The sequence below is a fragment of the Chitinimonas sp. BJB300 genome, from assembly GCF_002735695.1.
Classification (GTDB): domain Bacteria; phylum Pseudomonadota; class Gammaproteobacteria; order Burkholderiales; family Chitinimonadaceae; genus Chitinimonas.
In genome coordinates this window covers 18,063-35,290 of the sequence record NZ_PDZH01000002.1, presented here as the reverse complement: position 1 = coordinate 35,290, position 17,228 = coordinate 18,063, and the positions used below count along the sequence as shown (strand labels likewise).

General features: G+C 55.1%; 14 protein-coding genes. 11 read left to right on the top strand and 3 right to left on the bottom strand.

The features are described from left to right. Positions 1 to 63: 63 nt before the first annotated feature. From CSQ89_RS00585 to eutC, 7 genes are all read left to right on the top strand, one after another. Positions 64 to 1,833 carry a GMC family oxidoreductase N-terminal domain-containing protein gene (locus CSQ89_RS00585; RefSeq protein ID WP_099404252.1) on the top strand — a complete coding sequence of 590 codons (1,770 nt, stop codon included), beginning with the start codon at positions 64 to 66 and terminating at the stop codon, positions 1,831 to 1,833. A 126-nt stretch (positions 1,834 to 1,959) separates the two neighbouring features. Then, positions 1,960 to 3,705: an alpha/beta hydrolase gene (locus CSQ89_RS00580; RefSeq protein ID WP_099404251.1), complete on the top strand. Its 1,746-nt coding sequence runs from the start codon at positions 1,960 to 1,962 to the stop codon at positions 3,703 to 3,705. Next, a complete protein-coding gene (locus CSQ89_RS00575; protein ID WP_099404250.1) occupies positions 3,698 to 5,254 on the top strand; it encodes a metallophosphoesterase in 1,557 nt (518 codons plus the stop codon). The genes CSQ89_RS00580 and CSQ89_RS00575 overlap by 8 nt, the downstream gene beginning before the upstream one ends. Positions 5,255 to 5,427: 173 nt before the next feature. Beyond that, positions 5,428 to 6,507, top strand: coding sequence for a GGDEF domain-containing protein (locus CSQ89_RS00570; RefSeq protein WP_099404249.1), 1,080 nt, complete (start codon positions 5,428 to 5,430; stop codon positions 6,505 to 6,507). A gap of 532 nt (positions 6,508 to 7,039) precedes the next feature. Beyond that, on the top strand, positions 7,040 to 8,461 hold the full coding sequence (gene eat, locus CSQ89_RS00565; protein ID WP_099404248.1) for an ethanolamine permease: 1,422 nt from the start codon (positions 7,040 to 7,042) through the stop codon (positions 8,459 to 8,461). Between the two features lie 5 nt (positions 8,462 to 8,466). After that, on the top strand, positions 8,467 to 9,855 hold the full coding sequence (locus CSQ89_RS00560; RefSeq protein WP_099404247.1) for an ethanolamine ammonia-lyase subunit EutB: 1,389 nt from the start codon (positions 8,467 to 8,469) through the stop codon (positions 9,853 to 9,855). Then, positions 9,852 to 10,613 (top strand): ethanolamine ammonia-lyase subunit EutC, encoded by a 762-nt coding sequence (eutC, locus tag CSQ89_RS00555; RefSeq protein WP_099404246.1) that lies wholly within the window; start codon positions 9,852 to 9,854, stop codon positions 10,611 to 10,613. Before CSQ89_RS00560 ends, eutC begins: the two co-directional genes overlap by 4 nt. Here eutC and CSQ89_RS00550 read toward each other — a convergent pair. Both CSQ89_RS00550 and CSQ89_RS00545 read right to left on the bottom strand, forming a co-directional pair. After that, positions 10,548 to 10,847 (bottom strand): GIY-YIG nuclease family protein, encoded by a 300-nt coding sequence (locus tag CSQ89_RS00550; RefSeq protein ID WP_099404245.1) that lies wholly within the window; start codon positions 10,845 to 10,847, stop codon positions 10,548 to 10,550. The two genes, eutC and CSQ89_RS00550, sit on opposite strands and share 66 nt — an antisense overlap. 84 nt (positions 10,848 to 10,931) lie before the next feature. Further along, a complete protein-coding gene (locus CSQ89_RS00545; RefSeq protein WP_099404244.1) occupies positions 10,932 to 11,390 on the bottom strand; it encodes a flavodoxin family protein in 459 nt (152 codons plus the stop codon). 47 nt (positions 11,391 to 11,437) lie between these two features. On the opposite strand from CSQ89_RS00545, the gene CSQ89_RS00540 reads away from it, so the two are divergent. From CSQ89_RS00540 to CSQ89_RS00530, 3 genes are all read left to right on the top strand, one after another. Continuing rightward, positions 11,438 to 12,904, top strand: a complete 1,467-nt coding sequence (locus CSQ89_RS00540; protein WP_158228842.1) for an NAD(P)H-hydrate dehydratase — start codon at positions 11,438 to 11,440, stop codon at positions 12,902 to 12,904. A gap of 82 nt (positions 12,905 to 12,986) precedes the next feature. Then, positions 12,987 to 14,285, top strand: a complete 1,299-nt coding sequence (locus CSQ89_RS00535) for a tryptophan--tRNA ligase (protein ID WP_099404242.1) — start codon at positions 12,987 to 12,989, stop codon at positions 14,283 to 14,285. Between the two features lie 211 nt (positions 14,286 to 14,496). Then, the gene (locus CSQ89_RS00530) at positions 14,497 to 15,453 is read left to right on the top strand and encodes an ABC transporter substrate-binding protein (protein ID WP_099404241.1); all 957 of its coding nucleotides are present in this window, start codon (positions 14,497 to 14,499) and stop codon (positions 15,451 to 15,453) included. A 222-nt stretch (positions 15,454 to 15,675) separates the two neighbouring features. On the opposite strand, the gene CSQ89_RS00525 is transcribed toward CSQ89_RS00530, so the two are convergent. Continuing rightward, on the bottom strand, positions 15,676 to 16,350 hold the full coding sequence (locus tag CSQ89_RS00525; RefSeq protein WP_099404240.1) for a hypothetical protein: 675 nt from the start codon (positions 16,348 to 16,350) through the stop codon (positions 15,676 to 15,678). Positions 16,351 to 16,449: 99 nt separating this feature from the next. On the opposite strand from CSQ89_RS00525, the gene CSQ89_RS00520 reads away from it, so the two are divergent. After that, positions 16,450 to 16,929, top strand: coding sequence for a GAF domain-containing protein (locus tag CSQ89_RS00520; RefSeq protein ID WP_099404239.1), 480 nt, complete (start codon positions 16,450 to 16,452; stop codon positions 16,927 to 16,929). The last annotated feature ends 299 nt before the right edge of the window (positions 16,930 to 17,228 follow it).

Below are 17,228 nucleotides of genomic sequence, written 5' to 3'. Positions count from 1 at the left end.
TGGCTTCTAGCCTAGCCTTGGCTAGACTGCTTCGAATAGAGATGAACATAAGAAGGATAGAGCATGTCTATTGTGATGGAGCACGAAGCCCTTATTATCGGCAGTGGCTTTGGCGGCGGCACTATGTGCGCCAGACTGAGCAAACGCTGGCCTGGCAAGGTGCTGTTGCTTGAAAGAGGCAAGGCCTACCCCAAGGGCCGATTCCCCCGCAGCCCCAATGACCTGGCCAGTAACTTCTGGAGCCCCGCCGACGACAAAAGCGTACGTCCCAGCCATGTCCTTCAGCAAAAAACCAACAAAAACATGCTGCTGGGGATGTTCGATGTCCGCAGCTTCCCACGCATGGACACGGTCACCTGCGCCGGCCTGGGCGGCGGCTCGCTCATCTACGCCAATGTCTTCCTGCGCCCATCCGCCCGGCTGTTCGAACAAAATTGGCCCAAGGGGCTGAACCTGCAAACCCTGGCACCCTATTACGATGTGGCACAGTCTGTATTGGGCGCACGCACGATCCCCCCTCATCGGGATGAAAACGACACACGATTCATACTGCGTACACAGGCATTCCAACGCTTCGCCGCCGAGCAGAACCTGCCCAGCAAGCTTGCTGACATCGCCGTTTTCTTCGGCCACGACTATAGCTACGCCAACCAACCCCAGCCCTCCGAAATCGGGCTACAGGAAAAAAACCGCTACGGTGCGGTACAAACCTCCTGCACCTACTGCGGCGAGTGCGACATTGGCTGTAATGTCCATGCCAAGAATTCAACCGATCTGAACTATATCCATGCAGCCCGCGAATACCATGGCGCCAAGGTTCAGACCCAAACCCAGGTCAACTGGATAATCCCGCTGAATGCAGCAGGCGAAGACGACGCCACTGCACACGGTGAACATGGGTATCGGGTCTATTATGTCGACTACAGCTCCAACCAGCCCGGCTCGGTGACGACACAACGCGTCGTGGTATCAGCTGGTACATTGGGCAGCAACGAATTGCTGCTGCGCTGTCGCGATGTCTTCCACAGCCTGCCTGCCATCAGCCCACGGCTGGGATACCGCTTCTCGGGCAATGGCGATTTCCTGTCGTTTGTATTGGACGGCAAAAAGGAAATCAACTCCACCTACGGGCCGGTGATTACGCAATACACCGACCACCACCTGTTTGAAAACCACGATCCCGACCGCGCCTTCCTGCTCGAAGACGCCAGCGTCCCCACGCATGCAGGCTGGGCCATGGCGACGCTGGAACCTGTTCTCGACCCTTGGGACCGTTTCAAAATCTTGCTCAGCGTCGTCAAAGAGGCCATTTGCTCGCTCTACCCCGGCCACAATAGCCGGCGCATGGGTGGTCTGATCAATCAGTTGCTCAGTCAAGACATCACCCAATACAGTTCTGTTCTGCTCTGCATGGGCATCGATAAATCTGATGGGCGCTTTTCACTCAACCCAGCCGGCTTTCTTGATTTGGACTGGCCGCAAAAGACCAGCCAAAAGCTGTACGACGCCATCCTGGCCATAGGAGAACGATTCAAGACATTCAGCGGTGGCCGGTATTTCCTCCCTATGCCGAACTGGCTATGGCCGATGCGGCATAACGTCTCGGTACATCCGCTCGGTGGCTGTACCCTGGCCGATAGCCCAAGCGAAGGCGTGGTAAGTGCCGGCGAACAAGATCGGGGCCAGGTTTTCGGCTACACCGGGCTGTATGTAGCCGATGGCTCCATCATCCCCGGTGCGCTGGGTGCCAATCCCGCCGCCACGATTACCGCACTCTCTGAATGGATTGCCCATGGCATCACCGGCCAACAACCCGACAGCTCGTTAAGGTAGCAAAAATCAAAACACCCACCCTGCAATTGAATGCCAGCCTAGCCCCGCGGCCCGGTAGCTATGCGAGGACAGGCCAAATAAAGCGCGATCGCCAGGGTGTATTTAAATTTGTAGGGGGAAATAACGATGCGTACCGAGTTGCAGGGTATCAAGATCCATTTCGCTGAAACCATGAGCGGCTATGCCAGCCTGGGTGGAAACAGCTTTGCCGATGGTTTCGAGGAAGGACGTAAAGCCAATCTGCCACTGGCCATACATGTGAATGTCGATGTCGATGATCTTGCCGTCTTTCTGACGTCCAGCGAACACGGTGCCAGGCTGACAGGCTTCATCGAAGGCCCATTGGTAGGCGGCCAGGCCACGGTAGAGTCGGGGCGTTTCATGCTGATGCCGAACACGGCTGACCTCGACCGCAAGGTCATGAACTACCGGGTGTATTGCGTGAATGCAGAGGGTAACCGCTTTACCCTGGCCGGTCAGAAAGAAGTGCAGCACCACTTCGGCTTTGACCTTTGGCATGACACCACCACGCTGTATACGAATCTTTTCGTGGGTCACATCACCCCAGAACAAGCGCCACAGGCTAATTTGCTCGCTACGGGGATACTCAGTTTGGGCGTTGTCGATTTCGCCAAGGTGCTGCGCACCGTGCGCGCAACCGATGCGCAAGGTAATAACAGCATCAAGGGCATGGCAGCATTTGGAGAATTCTTTGCCGGCTCGCTTTGGCAAATCTACGGACCTTCACTCCCCCCCCGGCCTTACGAAGCAACTCGCATCTATGCGCGCTCCACCACCGAAGGCGTACGTGGCGCCACCATCACCGAACATCCATTCAGCACAGGCGATGGGCTAGGCCTGAAGCTGACACGCTTCCAGCGCGCGCCATGTAACGATGTGGTGCTGATCATCCATGGCCTTACCACGTCTTCAGATATGTTCATCATGCCCGAGCACGAAAATCTGGTACAGCACCTGCTCAACCATGGGTACAGCGATGTCTTTACGCTGGACCACCGCGGCAGCAACCGCTTTCCCTACAACCTGATCCGCGGCCACGCCAACCTGGACGACCTGGCGTTGTACGACCACCCAGCCGCTATCGCCACCTTGCGCCAGATCATTGGCCAAAACAAACGCCTGCATGTGATTGCCCATTGCGTAGGCGCACTGACTTTCGGCATGAGCCTCGCAGCCGGGCAGGTTGGCAGCATCCAAAGCGCCATCCTCAACAGCATCGCCCTGACAACCAATGTGCCGCCCTTCTCCAAACTCAAGCTTGGCCTCGGGCCACTGGCTTGCGACTACTTACTGGGAGTCGAATACGTCAATCCACGCTGGCGGCACCAGCCGGGTTGGTCGCCCGGCAAGCTGCTGGCCATGGGAGTGGACTGGTTCCACCATGAGTGTGATTCGAGTGAATGCCATATGCTCAGCTTCATGTGGGGGGCGGGCAAACCCGCCCTCTTCCTGCACCAGAACATGGCGGCGGAAACCCATAACCGGCTTGGCGACCTGTTTGGCGGCATCAGCGTCAATTATTACCGCCATGTGCTGAAGATGGTGAACGCCAACCACGACCCGGTAAAATTCGAGCCCGGCAACCCACGCTACGCAGCCCTGCCCGACAACTATTTCACCAACATCGCCAATGTCACGACGCCCCTCCTGTTGACCACCGGCCAGGAAAACGGCGTCTTCGCGGATTCCAACATCCTGTGTCACCAGCGGCTTGAAAAAATCGTCCCCGGCCGCCACCAGTTGCATGTCTACCCCAGCTATGGCCATCAGGATGTCTTCATGGGCAAAAACGTAGCGCAAGACACCTTCCCCCGCATGCTCGACTTCCTGCGCATACACAGCAATGCCTAGCGCCAACCAACCATTGCTTCAGAAACTGCTGCTGAAAGCACGCAGCGGTGTACGCAGCCTGCCCCACTTGGCTTTTCTGCCGGCCTCCACCGCGTCCAAACGCCTGTGCATCGTCATCAGTGACATCCATTGCACAGATGGCACCGTGGGCAACCAAAGCGGCGAAGGTGAAGACTGGCTGTTCTTCTTTCAGCAGGTCGAGCAGGCAGCGCAAGGCCAGCAAGAGCTTGTGTTTGTGCTCAACGGCGACATCATAGACCTGATCCGCAGTGCCATCTGGACCGAAGCCGGCGTCTACCCATGGGAGCGCGACCACCCCCGTTTTGTCGAGCTGATCGACAAGATCATGGGCGGCATCATCGACCAGCATGCCCGGCCGAGCGGACTGTTTGGCGTAGATGGGTTTTTTGAGCTGCTGCGGCAATTGAAAGCACGCCTGAAAAACGCTGGCGTTACCATGAAGGTGATTCCCATCGTGGGCAACCACGACAAAGAGTTGCTGCTGGTCAGCCACGCCCGCAAGCGGTTCTACCTGGAATGCCTGGATTGGGACACCGAGCAGGATGCCGAGTACACACAGTGGATTACCGCCATGTACGGCCGAGCCACCCCCGGTGAAGCCCCATGGCTCCCCTTTTATTTTGGCGACCGTGGCTTCCAGCTGTTTGCCACGCATGGCCAATGGCGCGACAGCAGCAACTCAGTGCCCACCGGAGGCTGGAAAGTCGGGAAATGGCACCCAGCCCATTGGAAAGCCCTGCACTTTGCCCCTTTTACCGATGCCTGCTTTGGTGACACGGTAGCGGCTGGTCTGTTATCCGGCTTTATCTGGGACGCAAAAAACGCGCTTCACCTGCAGGAAGCCGCCAACCGGACGGATTCCAAGGCAATCAGCCGGCTGTGCAGCATTCTGGACGAAATGGACCTTTACCGCCCAGCTACCAAGGGCATCGTGCGTATCTTGCAAGAAGCCCGCGCACAGCGCAGTAAAGGGACGGATGAGCATATCCTGCGGGCGATTTCCACCAACTTCCGCAACAATCTACGCCGCTGGTTATCGCATGGCACCACGTGGCAAAGAGCCCCCTTTCCCATCATCGTATTCCTGCCAATACTCTGGATACTGAGCCGCCTGCGCGAGGAAATTGTCAGCCTGGGCGTCATGAAGCTGATGGCATGGGTACAAGAACCCAAGTCCGGCATTGCGCTAAAAGACCTCATCAGCCTGGCAGGTTTTCATGCGGCATACCGTGAATACGGCTTCAGCATTCACACCGAAGGCCATACACACGTCGCACTGGAGGCAGACCTTCAATTCGATACCCCACCGCAGCGGCCAAACTATAGTTACATCAACACCGGTGCATGGCGTGGCCAAATCTTTCCAAAAGCCAATTATGGCTATCGCCGCCGTAGCATAGGCCGAGCACTCTATTTATATGAGCAAACAGGCGAGGACGGCAACGATAAGCTTTGCTATTACGTACGAGACTCCCTTAATTGGGGAACTCACCTTGACAACTTAAGCAAAAGTAAATGTATGAAATAATTGATGTTTTTGGCTTGACTATTTCAAGGCGCTTTAAACTGCCTCGCCTTTTAATTGTCACGCAAACCAACTTGACAATTGCATCGCTGCCACTTATAAAATTGAATGATCATAGATTATGCTCATTCAAATGAAATTTAATTTCAAACATAAGAAAAATTGCCCGGTGCAATATGAAACAAACGGATCAGACCTTACTTGAGCAATTGCGAATTACCGATTTCGAAATAGAGAATCGAAAGTCTCTATTCACATTTTCAGAACAAGATGCTAAATGCCTAGGCGACTTTAAATTTACCATCGAAAAAGAATTAGAAAAAATTGTAAATGCGTTTTACCTAGAGCAAACTGCCATACCTGAAATTGCATTGCTGATTGGCGATGCCGACACCTTAAACAGGCTTCGCAACGCGCAAAGAAAATATATTATAGATATATTTAGTGGTGTATACGATTTGGAGTACGTCAACAACCGTTTGCGTATTGGCCTAATACACAAACGGATTGGTGTTGAACCGAAACTCTACCTTGCCGCCGTTTATTCATTAAATACACTGCTTAATGAATATATTGCTTCCACTCTCAAGCAAAGTGAGGAAAGAATCGCGACAACAAACGCCCTCGCAAAACTATTTATGTTTGACGTTTCTTTGGTCTTTGAAACCTATATACGAAGTCTTGTTTCAGAAATAGAAATATCAAAAAACAAATCTGAGCAATATGCACGTTCGCTTGAAGATAAAGTCGGGCAAAGAACCAAAGAGTTGGAAGAGTTATCCAGAACCGACCCATTAACTGGCCTGCTTAATGTAAGACATTTGAATGAAATTCTTACCAAAGTACTTCGATATGCTGAGCGCCACAGCCAGACGGTGACCGCTGTTTATATTGACGTCAATGATTTTAAAAATCTAAATGATACAAAAGGACACCGTAAAGGAGATCAGGTTCTGCGTTTTGTGTCTGAAGCAATAAAAACCTGTTGTCGTCGCGAAGATTTTAGTTTTCGTAATGGTGGCGATGAGTTTTGTATTATTTTGCCTAATTGCGATGAGGAACAGGCACAAGAAATATTCAGCCGCCGGCTTTTAGAGGAAATGTACAAATCAGAAGAAGTCGTATCGTTAAGTATTGGTTGTGCCTCTTCTGGCCCTGATGAGCATTTATCCGCAGACGAACTTATTCAACTGGCAGATGAACGAATGTATCAAATGAAAACAACCTATAAAAAATCAAAACTCACCAGCCAGTAATTTTAACTGGGCGAATCCACATTCAATTGGGCGAATTCCAATCTGAACCGCAATGACGCATTTGTTGTGGCTATGGCATCAGACCAACAACCGGCACCGTCCCACCAGACTACGCATAGATTGCTGCCACCCCGAATTTGTGCACTCTGCGACACTCCTGCACCCTATTTGCAACGCCAGCCCTACCCTCGCGAGCTTTTATGGTGTTGGATGCTAGCAAATTGTTAGAGTGCGCAGGCTGCCAGCAAGCTTCATTTAGGGCTACGTATACAGCCTGCTGGCCAACGCCACTTCTTCTGGTTTGAACACCTTAGCGCTTATTACGAACAGTCACAAGCAGCCGTCAGCAGAATGACGCGCAGCGCAAAAACTCGACATGCACTTAGAGGCATATGAGGGGTTTTGAGCAGCACATGAGGCTTGATCACGGCTGCGCTGTCTGCTCGTAAACAGGTTCTGAGAGCTTGCCCGACGACAACTACCCACTTCAGCGCCATTGACGGCGATTGCCGTCAAATTCGGGAACATAATCATGGGACAACAACTCAAGAAAACCTTGGGTGTATGGCATTTATGGGGTATCGCGGTAGGGCTGGTGATCTCCGGTGAATACTTCGGTTGGAGTTATGGCTGGGCACAAGCTGGCACCCTTGGCTTTTTGGTTACCTCGCTCTTTGTCGCCGCCATGTATATGGCATTTATATTCAGCTATACCGAACTGACCAGCGCCATACCCCATGCCGGCGGCCCCTTCGCCTATGCCACACGCGCTTTTGGCCCCGCAGGGGGATTCCTGGCTGGCATCGCCACCCTGATTGAATTCGTCTTCGCCCCCCCGGCCATTGCCTTGGCCATCGGCGCGTATCTGAATGTGCAATTTCCTGACATCAATCCCAAATACGCTGCGGTGGGGGCCTATCTCGTCTTCATGACGTTGAATATCGTCGGTGTTCAAATCGCCGCCACGTTCGAACTCTTCGTCACCCTTATCGCCATTGGCGAGCTGCTGGTGTTCATGGGTGTGGTCGCGCCGGGCTTCAGCATGGCGAACTTTGTACAAGGCGGTTGGAGTGGTAACGATCATTTCAGCGTTGCTGCCTTCGGTGGCATGTTTGCTGCCATCCCCTTCGCCATCTGGTTTTTCCTGGCAATCGAAGGCGCAGCCATGGCCGCAGAAGAGGCCAAGGACCCCAAGCGCACCATTCCACGAGCTTATATCGGCGGCATCGTCACCTTGCTGGTGCTGGCGGTAAGCGTCATGATTTTTGCGGGTGGCGCAGGCGATTGGCGCAAGCTCGCCAATATCAACGACCCGTTGCCGCAAGCCATGAAGATGATTGTGGGTGACAATAGCGGCTGGCTGCATATGTTGGTCTGGATCGGGATGTTCGGCCTTGTTGCCAGCTTCCACGGCATCATCCTGGGCTACTCTCGCCAGATCTTCGCCTTGGGCAGAGCCGGCTATCTGCCTAAAAGCCTGGCTGCCATCCACCCGCGCTTTCGAACGCCACATCGTGCCATCCTGGCCGGCGGTGTAGTGGGCATTGCCGCTATCTTCAGTGACAACCTGATCACCATCGGCGGTCAGCCCCTCACCGCCAATATCGTCACCTTGTCGGTATTCGGCGCGATTGTGATGTACATCATCTCAATGGCCAGTTTGTTCAAGCTTCGGGTGACCGAGCCCCAACTTGAACGCACCTTCCTCGCCCCCGGCTACCCCGTGGTGCCCGCTTTTGCCCTGTTGGCCGCCTGCATCTGCCTTGCCGCTCTGGTGTATTACAACCAGCTGCTGGCCCTGGTCTTCGTCGGCTTCCTGGCCGCTGCCTTTACTTACTTCTTCTTTACCAGCCGGCAAAGAGCAGCCGCACCCAGCGATGCAATGTTGCATTCCGCCAAGGTCGGCGCCACAGAAAATGCATCGCCAGAACGCCTAGAGCCCAAACAGGCTTGACGCCCATGAAATTCACCTGCCAGCTGGGCCATACCCAGCACCATTTTGTCGACCTGAAAGACCTGCTGGCCAAAGCCAGCCCAGCGCGTTCGGGCGACTACCTGGCAGGTGTGGCCGCCCAAAGCGCCGAGCAACGCATGGCGGCCAGGTTCGTCCTGGCAGACCTGCCGTTGCGCCGGTTCCTTGATGAAGCGCTGGTGCCATACGAGTCGGATGAAATCACCCGCCTGATTATCGACAGCCACGATGCGGCTGCCTTCGCGGTTATCGCATCACTCGCCGTCGGTGAATTCCGTGAATGGCTGTTGAGTGAACAGACCGATAGTGCAACGTTGGCAACTGTCGCCCCCGGCATCACACCCGAAATGGCTGCGGCTGTCAGCAAGCTGATGCGAAATCAGGACTTGATTGCGGTGGCGCGCAAATGCCATGTCGTCACAGCCTTTCGCAATACCCTGGGCCTGCCGGGCCACATGGCCGTGCGTCTGCAACCGAACCACCCGACCGACGACGCGCGTGGCATTGCTGCGTCGCTGCTAGATGGCTTGATGTACGGCGTGGGCGACGCGGTGATCGGCATCAACCCAGCATCGGACAGCATCCCGGCGCTTACCACCTTGTGGCGTATGCTGGATGAACTGATTCAACGCTATGCCATCCCTACTCAGAGCTGTGTACTCACGCATGTGAGTAACCAAATCCGCGCCATCGAGGCTGGCGTGCCGCTGGACCTAGTTTTCCAGTCTATCGCCGGCACCGAAGCTGCCAACGCAGGCTTTGGCATCAACCTCGCATTGCTCGAAGAGGCCTATCACGCTGCGCTGTCGCTAAAACGCGGCACGGTGGGCGACAATGTCATGTACTTCGAAACCGGCCAAGGCAGTGCGTTGTCAGCCAACGCCCATCATGGTGTCGACCAGCAAACCTGCGAAGCACGCGCCTATGCCGTTGCCCGCCACTTCAAGCCACTGCTGGTTAATACCGTCGTCGGATTTATCGGGCCGGAATACCTTTACGATGGCAAGCAGATTATCCGCGCCGGCCTTGAAGACCACTTCTGCGGCAAGTTGCTTGGCGTGCCGATGGGTTGCGACATCTGCTACACCAACCATGCCGAAGCTGACCAGGACGATATGGACAACCTGCTGGTGCTGCTGGGCACGGCGGGGATCAACTTCATCATGGGGGTGCCGGGTGCGGACGACATCATGCTCAATTACCAAAGCACCTCCTTCCACGACCAGCTCTTCCTACGAGAGGTACTGGGGCTGAAACGTGCACCGGAATTCGAAGCCTGGCTTGCTGAAATGCGGTTGACCAACCAAACCGGCCAGCTACTGCCCGCGCGTGCCGACCACCGCCTCCTGGCTGACTTTTCCACGGGTGTGCTATGAGCAAACTCCTCCCACGTGACCCCTGGGACAAGCTTGCAGCCCACACGCAAGCCCGAATCGCACTGGGGCGAGCCGGCACAGGCCTACCTACCCGGGAAGTATTGTCCTTTGGCCTTGCGCACGCACAAGCACGCGATGCGGTTCACCTACCGCTTGCCGTGGAAACCATCCGTAATCAATTGGCCGAACTGGGCCAAACCTGCTTACACGTCACCAGCCGGGCCGATGACCGCCGCATCTATTTGCAACGGCCGGATTTGGGCCGGCGACTAAGTGAAAACAGCGCCATTGCGTTAGGCCAGCATGTCGGCGACTACGATCTCGCCATCATCCTGGCCGATGGCCTCTCAGCCCTGGCAGTGGAACGCCAAGCCGTTGTTACCCTCAATGCTCTCTTGCCATTGTTGGCTGACTTTACCGTGGCCCCCATCGTGCTGGCCGAACAGGCACGGGTTGCACTGGCCGATGAGGCTGGCGAGTTGCTGGGCGCACGTCAGGTGCTGATGCTACTCGGCGAGCGGCCAGGCTTATCCTCACCCGACAGCCTCGGCGCCTATCTCACCTTTGCCCCCCGCCTTGGTCGCCTGGATGCAGACCGAAATTGTGTCTCGAACATTCGCCCGCAAGGCCTGCCGCCAGCACAAGCTGCGGCAAAACTTGTGTGGCTGCTGCGCGCGGCAAGGCAACGGGGACTAAGCGGGATTGGTTTGAAGGACGAGAGCGACCTCGCCCTGATTGGCAATAAGCGCCAACTTTGAGGACCGGGACAGCAACTTGATTGCTGCTTCGCGTTTGGAAGCCTCGGATCGGTCGGCACAAGGCTCCACATAAGCAACAACTACAGGCAACCTCACCCGGGTATAGCGCGCCCCTTTGCCGGTATTGTGAGTAGCAATGCGCTTGGCAAGATCATTGGTAATACCGCAATACAGGCTATCGTCCGCGCAACGGAGCAGGTAGACGCACCAACTTGTTAGGGCTTCATTCGTCATCACGCCATTATGCTTGTCCGTTGATGGTCTACGCAGCAGCAAAACCAACGCTCACACTAAACACAATGGATAAGCAAGATTTAACTAAAAAATCCCCAACACAAGTCCACCAGCCAGCGCAGCACCTAATTCCTGTGCTGCCTGGGTATCTTCGGTGGTCGGCACGCCACGCACGATAAGGGGCTCGGCCACGGCTTTGAGTGGGTAACCCTGTGCAATGCGCGCAACGGCGGTTGCTGCACCCACGCCATCGTTACCTGCCCCGACAATCAAGGCATAGGGCAGACCTTCGACTTTACCCTGGGCTGGGTAGAAGGTACGGTCGAAAAAGTCCTTCAGTGCGCCAGCCATGTAGCCAAATTTTTCGGGAGTGACAAACAAGACGGCATGGGCAGCCAACAAGTCTTCAATGTCGGCATTGAGCGCGCGCAGCAATTTCACTTCAATGGCTTCAACCTCCGCGCCAGCCAATGCGGCACAAGCCAAAGCATGGACTGGCCCAGCCTCGGTTTGGCCCGCATGCAGAATCAGTAATCGTTTCATATCCACCCCCGCTACAATCCCTGCATTGCCCTTATTTGTATGCTCCCATGTTCTACTCAGTAGCCCAACTTCGCCAGATTGAACACGCTGCGCAAGCGCAGGGCCTGCCATTAATGCAACGGGCTGGCTTGGCGGCAGCTGATTTCATCCGCCAACGCTTTGGTCAACAAGCACATGTGCTGATATTAGCCGGGCCAGGGAATAACGGGGGTGATGCATTGGTGGCAGCGCGCTTGCTACGTGAGCTGGGCTACCCCGTCACCGTTGTATTGCCCAGCGGGCCAAGCAAGCTACCTATCGATGCTACTTTAGCCTACCGTGACTGGCGCACCAGTGGCGGCGTAGAAGTCCATCATCTGCCAGCCAGCCCCTACCATGTGGTGATAGATGGCCTTTTCGGTATCGGCTTGAATCGGCGACTCGACTCTGAGTGGGAAACACTCATCAACAGTGTGAATGGGCTTGGCTTGCCTGTGCTGGCGCTTGATGTCCCCAGCGGCATTTTGGCTGATAGTGGTGCGCTGCCCAGCGTCGCGATCTATGCCCGTTGGACGCTAAGCTTCATTGCCACGGCGCGTGGTCTCCTCACCGGAGCAGCCTGTAACCACGTAGGCGAACGACAGTTGGCGACGCTGGGACTATCACCAGATCAGCTCCCCAACGGCGAATTACAGGCGAGCCAGGAGATTGCCCAGTCGGTATCGCTTAAACGGGAATCCGACAGCCACAAAGGCAGCTTTGGCAGCGTCCTGATCCTAGGTGGGGCGGCCGGTATGGCGGGTGCCAGCATGCTGGCAGGCCGCGCGGCCTTACATGCGGGCTGTGGCAAGGTGTTTGTCGGCCAGCTGGACCCACATGGCCCCAGTATCGATCTCCTTCGCCCAGAACTGATGTTTCGCCAGCTTACAGTTATAAAAACCGTTTCCCAGCTAAGTGAATCTGCTGACGTGATCGTGCTTGGCCCCGGACTAGGTCAAAGCGATATGGCAAAGAACGTAGTGACCCAGGCGTTGCAAGCGCCCAAACCCCTGCTGATAGATGCGGATGCGCTGAACCTTATCGCCGCCGATACCGACCTGGCGGAACAAGTACGGGCACGCAAGTCTCCAACCGTGCTTACCCCCCACCCCAGTGAAGCAGCCCGGCTGCTGGCTTGCAGTACTGCCACCATCCAAGCACAACGCTTCGATGCCGCCCAGACACTGGCCACGCGATTTCACGCTACGGTAGTGCTCAAGGGCGCCGGCAGCCTCGTCGCAGACGAGACACAAATCGCCGTCAATACCGGTGGCAGCGCCGCCATGGCCAATGTCGGCCAAGGCGATGTGCTAAGCGGGCTTATCGGCGCGCTTTTGGCACAAGGCTTGAATGCATGGCAAGCCGCGAATTTGGGGGTATGGGCGCATGGCAAGGCGAGCGACCAATTGGTAGCGCGTACAGGTGGTTTGGTCACCCTTGCAGACGAGGTGGCGAGCGAAGTTGGACGTGTGTTAAGCACGCACCAGCACCTTTGATTTAGCTTGTGCCCCCATAGCCACCCACCCCTTTGGCAAGCTAGACTGCCTGCCTGCATTGAAGTGTAAGGACACTCCCACCATGACCACCCGCGTTTTGACCGGCGTTACCACGACCGGCACGCCCCACCTTGGCAATTACGTAGGGGCTATCCGCCCAGCTATCGCCGCCAGTTATCAAGACGGAACCGAAGGTTTCTTCTTCCTGGCTGATTTCCATGCGCTGGTTAAGTGCGATGACCCCGCACGCGTTGCGCGTTCCCGTTTGGAAATGGCGGCCATCTGGTTGGCGGCTGGTCTCGATCCGGAACGGGTTACCATCTATCGCCAAAGCGACATCCCTGAGATTACAGAACTGAACTGGTTGTTGACCTGTGTTACCGCCAAGGGCCTGATGAACCGGGCCCATGCCTACAAAGCCTCTACAGATATCAACGAAGCGGCGGGCGAAGAAACCGACCATGGCATCACCATGGGCCTGTTTTGCTATCCAGTACTGATGACGGCCGACATCTTGATGTTCAATGCACACCAGGTGCCGGTGGGCCGTGATCAGGCTCAGCACCTGGAAATGGCGCGTGACATCGCCCAACGCTTCAATTATCTGTTTGGTCAGGGCAAAGAACTGTTTGTGCTGCCAGAAGCCAAGATCAGCGACGAGATCGCGCTTTTGCCGGGTCTTGATGGCCGCAAGATGAGCAAAAGCTACGACAACACGATCCCCTTGTTCCAAGGTGGCGCCAAAGGCTTGCAGGAAGCCATTGCCAAAATCGTTACCGATTCCCGTATGCCGGGCGAAGCAAAAGACCCCGACAGCAACTCTCTCATCACCTTGTATGCCGCCTTCGCCAACGCCGAGGAAACCGCCGCATTCAGGGCTGAATTGGTGGCAGGCCTTGGCTGGGGTGTGGCAAAGCGGCGTCTTTTCGAGCGGATCGAACAAGAGATCGGGCCAATGCGTGAACGCTATGAAGCGCTAATCGCCAACCCCGAGAAGATTGAAGCCACATTGCAAAAAGGCGCAGCCAAAGCGCGTGCGATTGCCGCGCCCTTTCTCGCCACCCTGCGTCAAGCGGTGGGCCTGGGCAGCTTTACCGCTGTACCCATTAGCAGCAACACAGTCGAAATTGCCAAGTCAACGTTACCGATATTTAAGCAATACCGCGAAGCCGATGGCCAATTCTATTTCAAGCTGAATGCAGCCGATGGCCGACTATTGCTGCAAAGCCAAGGTTTTGAGCACGGCAAGGATGCGGGCCAATGGGTAAGCCGGCTCAAGCAGGACGGCGGGGCACTGGTTGATGCGCCGATCCAATTGGCTGATGGCATCAGCCGCGAGGAAGTTATCGCAGCCTTAGCGCTATTTCAGACTGCCGAATAAATACATCAGTCCGCTCGATTGCGCGCCGCCTATCTAATCAGCCGCGCGATCATTCTGGCACGCAATCGTTTGCCTCTCTCATACAATCTGATTCGATTAGGAAAAAACACCGTGTTTAGCTGTATATCTATAGTAGAGCTATCCAACGTAGATCAGACATCACACGGCGCGGTCCACACGCCGCACGCCGCACGCCGCACGCAGGGTCAAAATGTTTAAAATTTTCTATTCCCACCTTCGACGCCAAGCCCTGCTGGTGCTCTGCCTGCTGATTGCATCGCCAGCGTCATTGGCAGGCAGTCTCGGTGTGATCGGTATTGAGGCCAGCTCCCTGGCCAACCCCTTCTTCCAAGCCCTGGTTCGCGGCATAGTGCACTATGCCCGCGTCGTCGACCCCGCTGTCGAAGTCGTTACTCTGCAAAACGAATACGATTCTCAACGCAACCAATCCAACCTTGATCAGTTACTGACACGCAAGGTTCGCGTGCTCTTCTTGAATGCTGCCAGCACCACCGATATCGGCCCTATGATTGCCCAGGCACGCATGGCCGGCATCATCGTGATTGCAGTCGATGTCGCCGCAGAAGGCGCACATGCCACGGTGATGACCGACAACCTGCTAGCAGGTCAGATTGCTTGTGACTACTTGGCGCGCAGCATGCAAGGCCGGGGGAAAGTCGCCATTCAAACCGGCCCGGATGTTTCTTCTGTCCGAGAACGCGTCAGCGGCTGCAAACAAGCGTGGCTTCGCTACCCAGACATACAACTGGTGCCCGGCGACTACAACGGTAAAGGCTCGCCCGCGGGGGGACGTAGTGCGATGGCCCAAATCCTGAAGGCCGACCCAGCCGTTAAAGGCGTATTCACCATCAATGATCGCCAAGCAGTTGGGTCGGACAAAGCCTTAAGCGATGCCGGACGCAAAGACGTATTTTTGATCAGCGTGGATGGCTCGCCAGAAATTGCCGACTTGATGCGTCGTAAACCCAAGGTATTAGGCTCTTCGAAACAAGACCCCTATGCCATGGCGCAAAAAGCAGTAGAGTTGGCGGTGACATTTCTTGCTGGCAAAACTGTGCCGCAAACAACCATCCACCTCAAACCAACGCTGCTTACCCAAGACAACCTGGACGACTATCAAGGCTGGGAAATCGAACCGCCTAAGTGAAGCTAGTCGCTATAAACGAAAAACAGGTTCCAAGTCCCGGAATCTGTTTAAAGTCTTTTGAGCACGCTTTATACAGACTCTAAGAGCCTGTCTAAAGTCTCGCGAGCTAATGCAAGATAAGGCGAAAACAGCTGAGGAAGCGGAGTTTACACAGGGTAAATGAGCATTTCGAGGACGTTTTCAACGCCAGATTGCCGACGCGCAGCAGACTTTAGACAAGTTCTAAGGCCCACAACCACCAAAACGTGGCACCGTCACCATACCGCGAAGGTAAGCGGGTTTGACCAGCATTTCCCGCAAGCAATAGGTGCCCTTGTTGGTTCGAATCTTGGTCACTCTGTCCGACCCTTCTTGCGATTCTGTTTTCTCCAAGATAACCAACTCGGCCAATTCATTTTCAAAGCTACGCGCCAAGGCTGTTTGAAGGGAGGGCGATAGCTTGAACAAATTCCGATGCTGAGTAGGCACAGCCAGCAAATCGCGTTGCCCCCCTTGTTCAGCTCTTACCGTTTGGTCTGCCGCTTTCACACCTGCCAAAGCACGTTCAGTCAGGCTCAGTAACGGTGCTGAAGGCGCTTCATTAACCACTTTTTCGGAAGGCAGATCATCCGATGGCTGAGATGGTTTAGCTTGCAAAACGACTTGAGGCTCAGTTCTACGATGGACTTGGGATGGCTTAATCGCTTTGGGCGCTATCGGTTTCTCCGGCCGCGGTGGGTCAATATAGATCGGTTGCGCTGGCTGGTCTACAGCAGGTAATGACCTTAGCGCTACCTCCAGGCTAACTGACTTCTGACGCACGCCCATACGTTGTGTGGGCCACAGCCAAAACAGCAGCCCATGCAGCAATAGCGATAACACACAGCCCAGCAATACCCCCTGACTTCGCTCATTCACACCAACATTCCTCCATAACATGGGCCATAGACAGGGTTCGCCGGCCGCCGTTCCATGCCAGTGCTATCATCGTTGGCCTGCCTTTCAGGATTCAGCCGCATGTTCAATACCACAGACCCGAGCCGCAGCCCCAATTACCACGAACTGGACAGACAATTGGCCAGCCTGTTCGAAGGCGAGCGCAACTTTATCGCCAATGCGGCACAATTTTCTGCCTTTATTTATCAAACATTAGCGGCCCTGAACTGGGCAGGTTTTTACTTGGTGCGTAATGAAGAACTCATACTCGGCCCCTTCCAAGGCAAGGTTGCCTGCGTACGGATTCCATTTGGGCGCGGTGTTTGCGGTACGGTTGCCGCCATGCAAAAAACCCTAAGGGTGGACGATGTCCACCTCTTCCCTGGTCATATTGCTTGTGATTCAGCGTCCAATTCGGAAATCGTTCTACCCATCATTGCGGCAGGAAAACTGATTGGGGTATTTGATATCGACAGCCCGGAAACACACCGGTTTAGCGATGCAGATGAAGCAGGGTTGCAAATGCTGATAGCCCGCTTCGTTAAAGCGACAGATTTCTAAGAGCCTGTCTAAAGTCTGCTGTGCGTCGGCAATATGGCGTTGAAAACACCCTCGGAATGCTCATTTACCACTTGTAAACTCCGCTTCCTCAGCTGTTTTCGCCTTATCTTGCCCTAGCTCGCGAGACATTAGACAGGTTCTAAGTACCTGTTCAAAGTCTCGCAGGCTTGAGCAGGACAACAGAGGGAGCGGCGTTTACGCGTGGTCATCAAGCATTCCGAGGAGGCTAGCAACGCCGCATCACCGAAACAAAACCGGTATTGAACAGGGTCTAGTGCAGTAATTGAAACAACTCACAC

What these genes read in the sequence shown, in the direction of transcription:
- CSQ89_RS00545 (WP_099404244.1), bottom strand. Translation starts at nt 11,390, where the DNA reads ATGAAACGATTACTGATTCTGCATGCGGGCCAAACCGAGGCTGGGCCA.
- CSQ89_RS00550 (WP_099404245.1), bottom strand. Translation starts at nt 10,847, where the DNA reads ATGACGAATGAAGCCCTAACAAGTTGGTGCGTCTACCTGCTCCGTTGC.
- CSQ89_RS00575 (WP_099404250.1), top strand. Translation starts at nt 3,698, where the DNA reads ATGCCTAGCGCCAACCAACCATTGCTTCAGAAACTGCTGCTGAAAGCA.
- CSQ89_RS00530 (WP_099404241.1), top strand. Translation starts at nt 14,497, where the DNA reads ATGTTTAAAATTTTCTATTCCCACCTTCGACGCCAAGCCCTGCTGGTG.
- eutC (WP_099404246.1), top strand. Translation starts at nt 9,852, where the DNA reads ATGAGCAAACTCCTCCCACGTGACCCCTGGGACAAGCTTGCAGCCCAC.
- CSQ89_RS00520 (WP_099404239.1), top strand. Translation starts at nt 16,450, where the DNA reads ATGTTCAATACCACAGACCCGAGCCGCAGCCCCAATTACCACGAACTG.
- CSQ89_RS00585 (WP_099404252.1), top strand. Translation starts at nt 64, where the DNA reads ATGTCTATTGTGATGGAGCACGAAGCCCTTATTATCGGCAGTGGCTTT.
- CSQ89_RS00535 (WP_099404242.1), top strand. Translation starts at nt 12,987, where the DNA reads ATGACCACCCGCGTTTTGACCGGCGTTACCACGACCGGCACGCCCCAC.
- CSQ89_RS00580 (WP_099404251.1), top strand. Translation starts at nt 1,960, where the DNA reads ATGCGTACCGAGTTGCAGGGTATCAAGATCCATTTCGCTGAAACCATG.
- CSQ89_RS00560 (WP_099404247.1), top strand. Translation starts at nt 8,467, where the DNA reads ATGAAATTCACCTGCCAGCTGGGCCATACCCAGCACCATTTTGTCGAC.
- eat (WP_099404248.1), top strand. Translation starts at nt 7,040, where the DNA reads ATGGGACAACAACTCAAGAAAACCTTGGGTGTATGGCATTTATGGGGT.
- CSQ89_RS00570 (WP_099404249.1), top strand. Translation starts at nt 5,428, where the DNA reads ATGAAACAAACGGATCAGACCTTACTTGAGCAATTGCGAATTACCGAT.
- CSQ89_RS00540 (WP_158228842.1), top strand. Translation starts at nt 11,438, where the DNA reads ATGTTCTACTCAGTAGCCCAACTTCGCCAGATTGAACACGCTGCGCAA.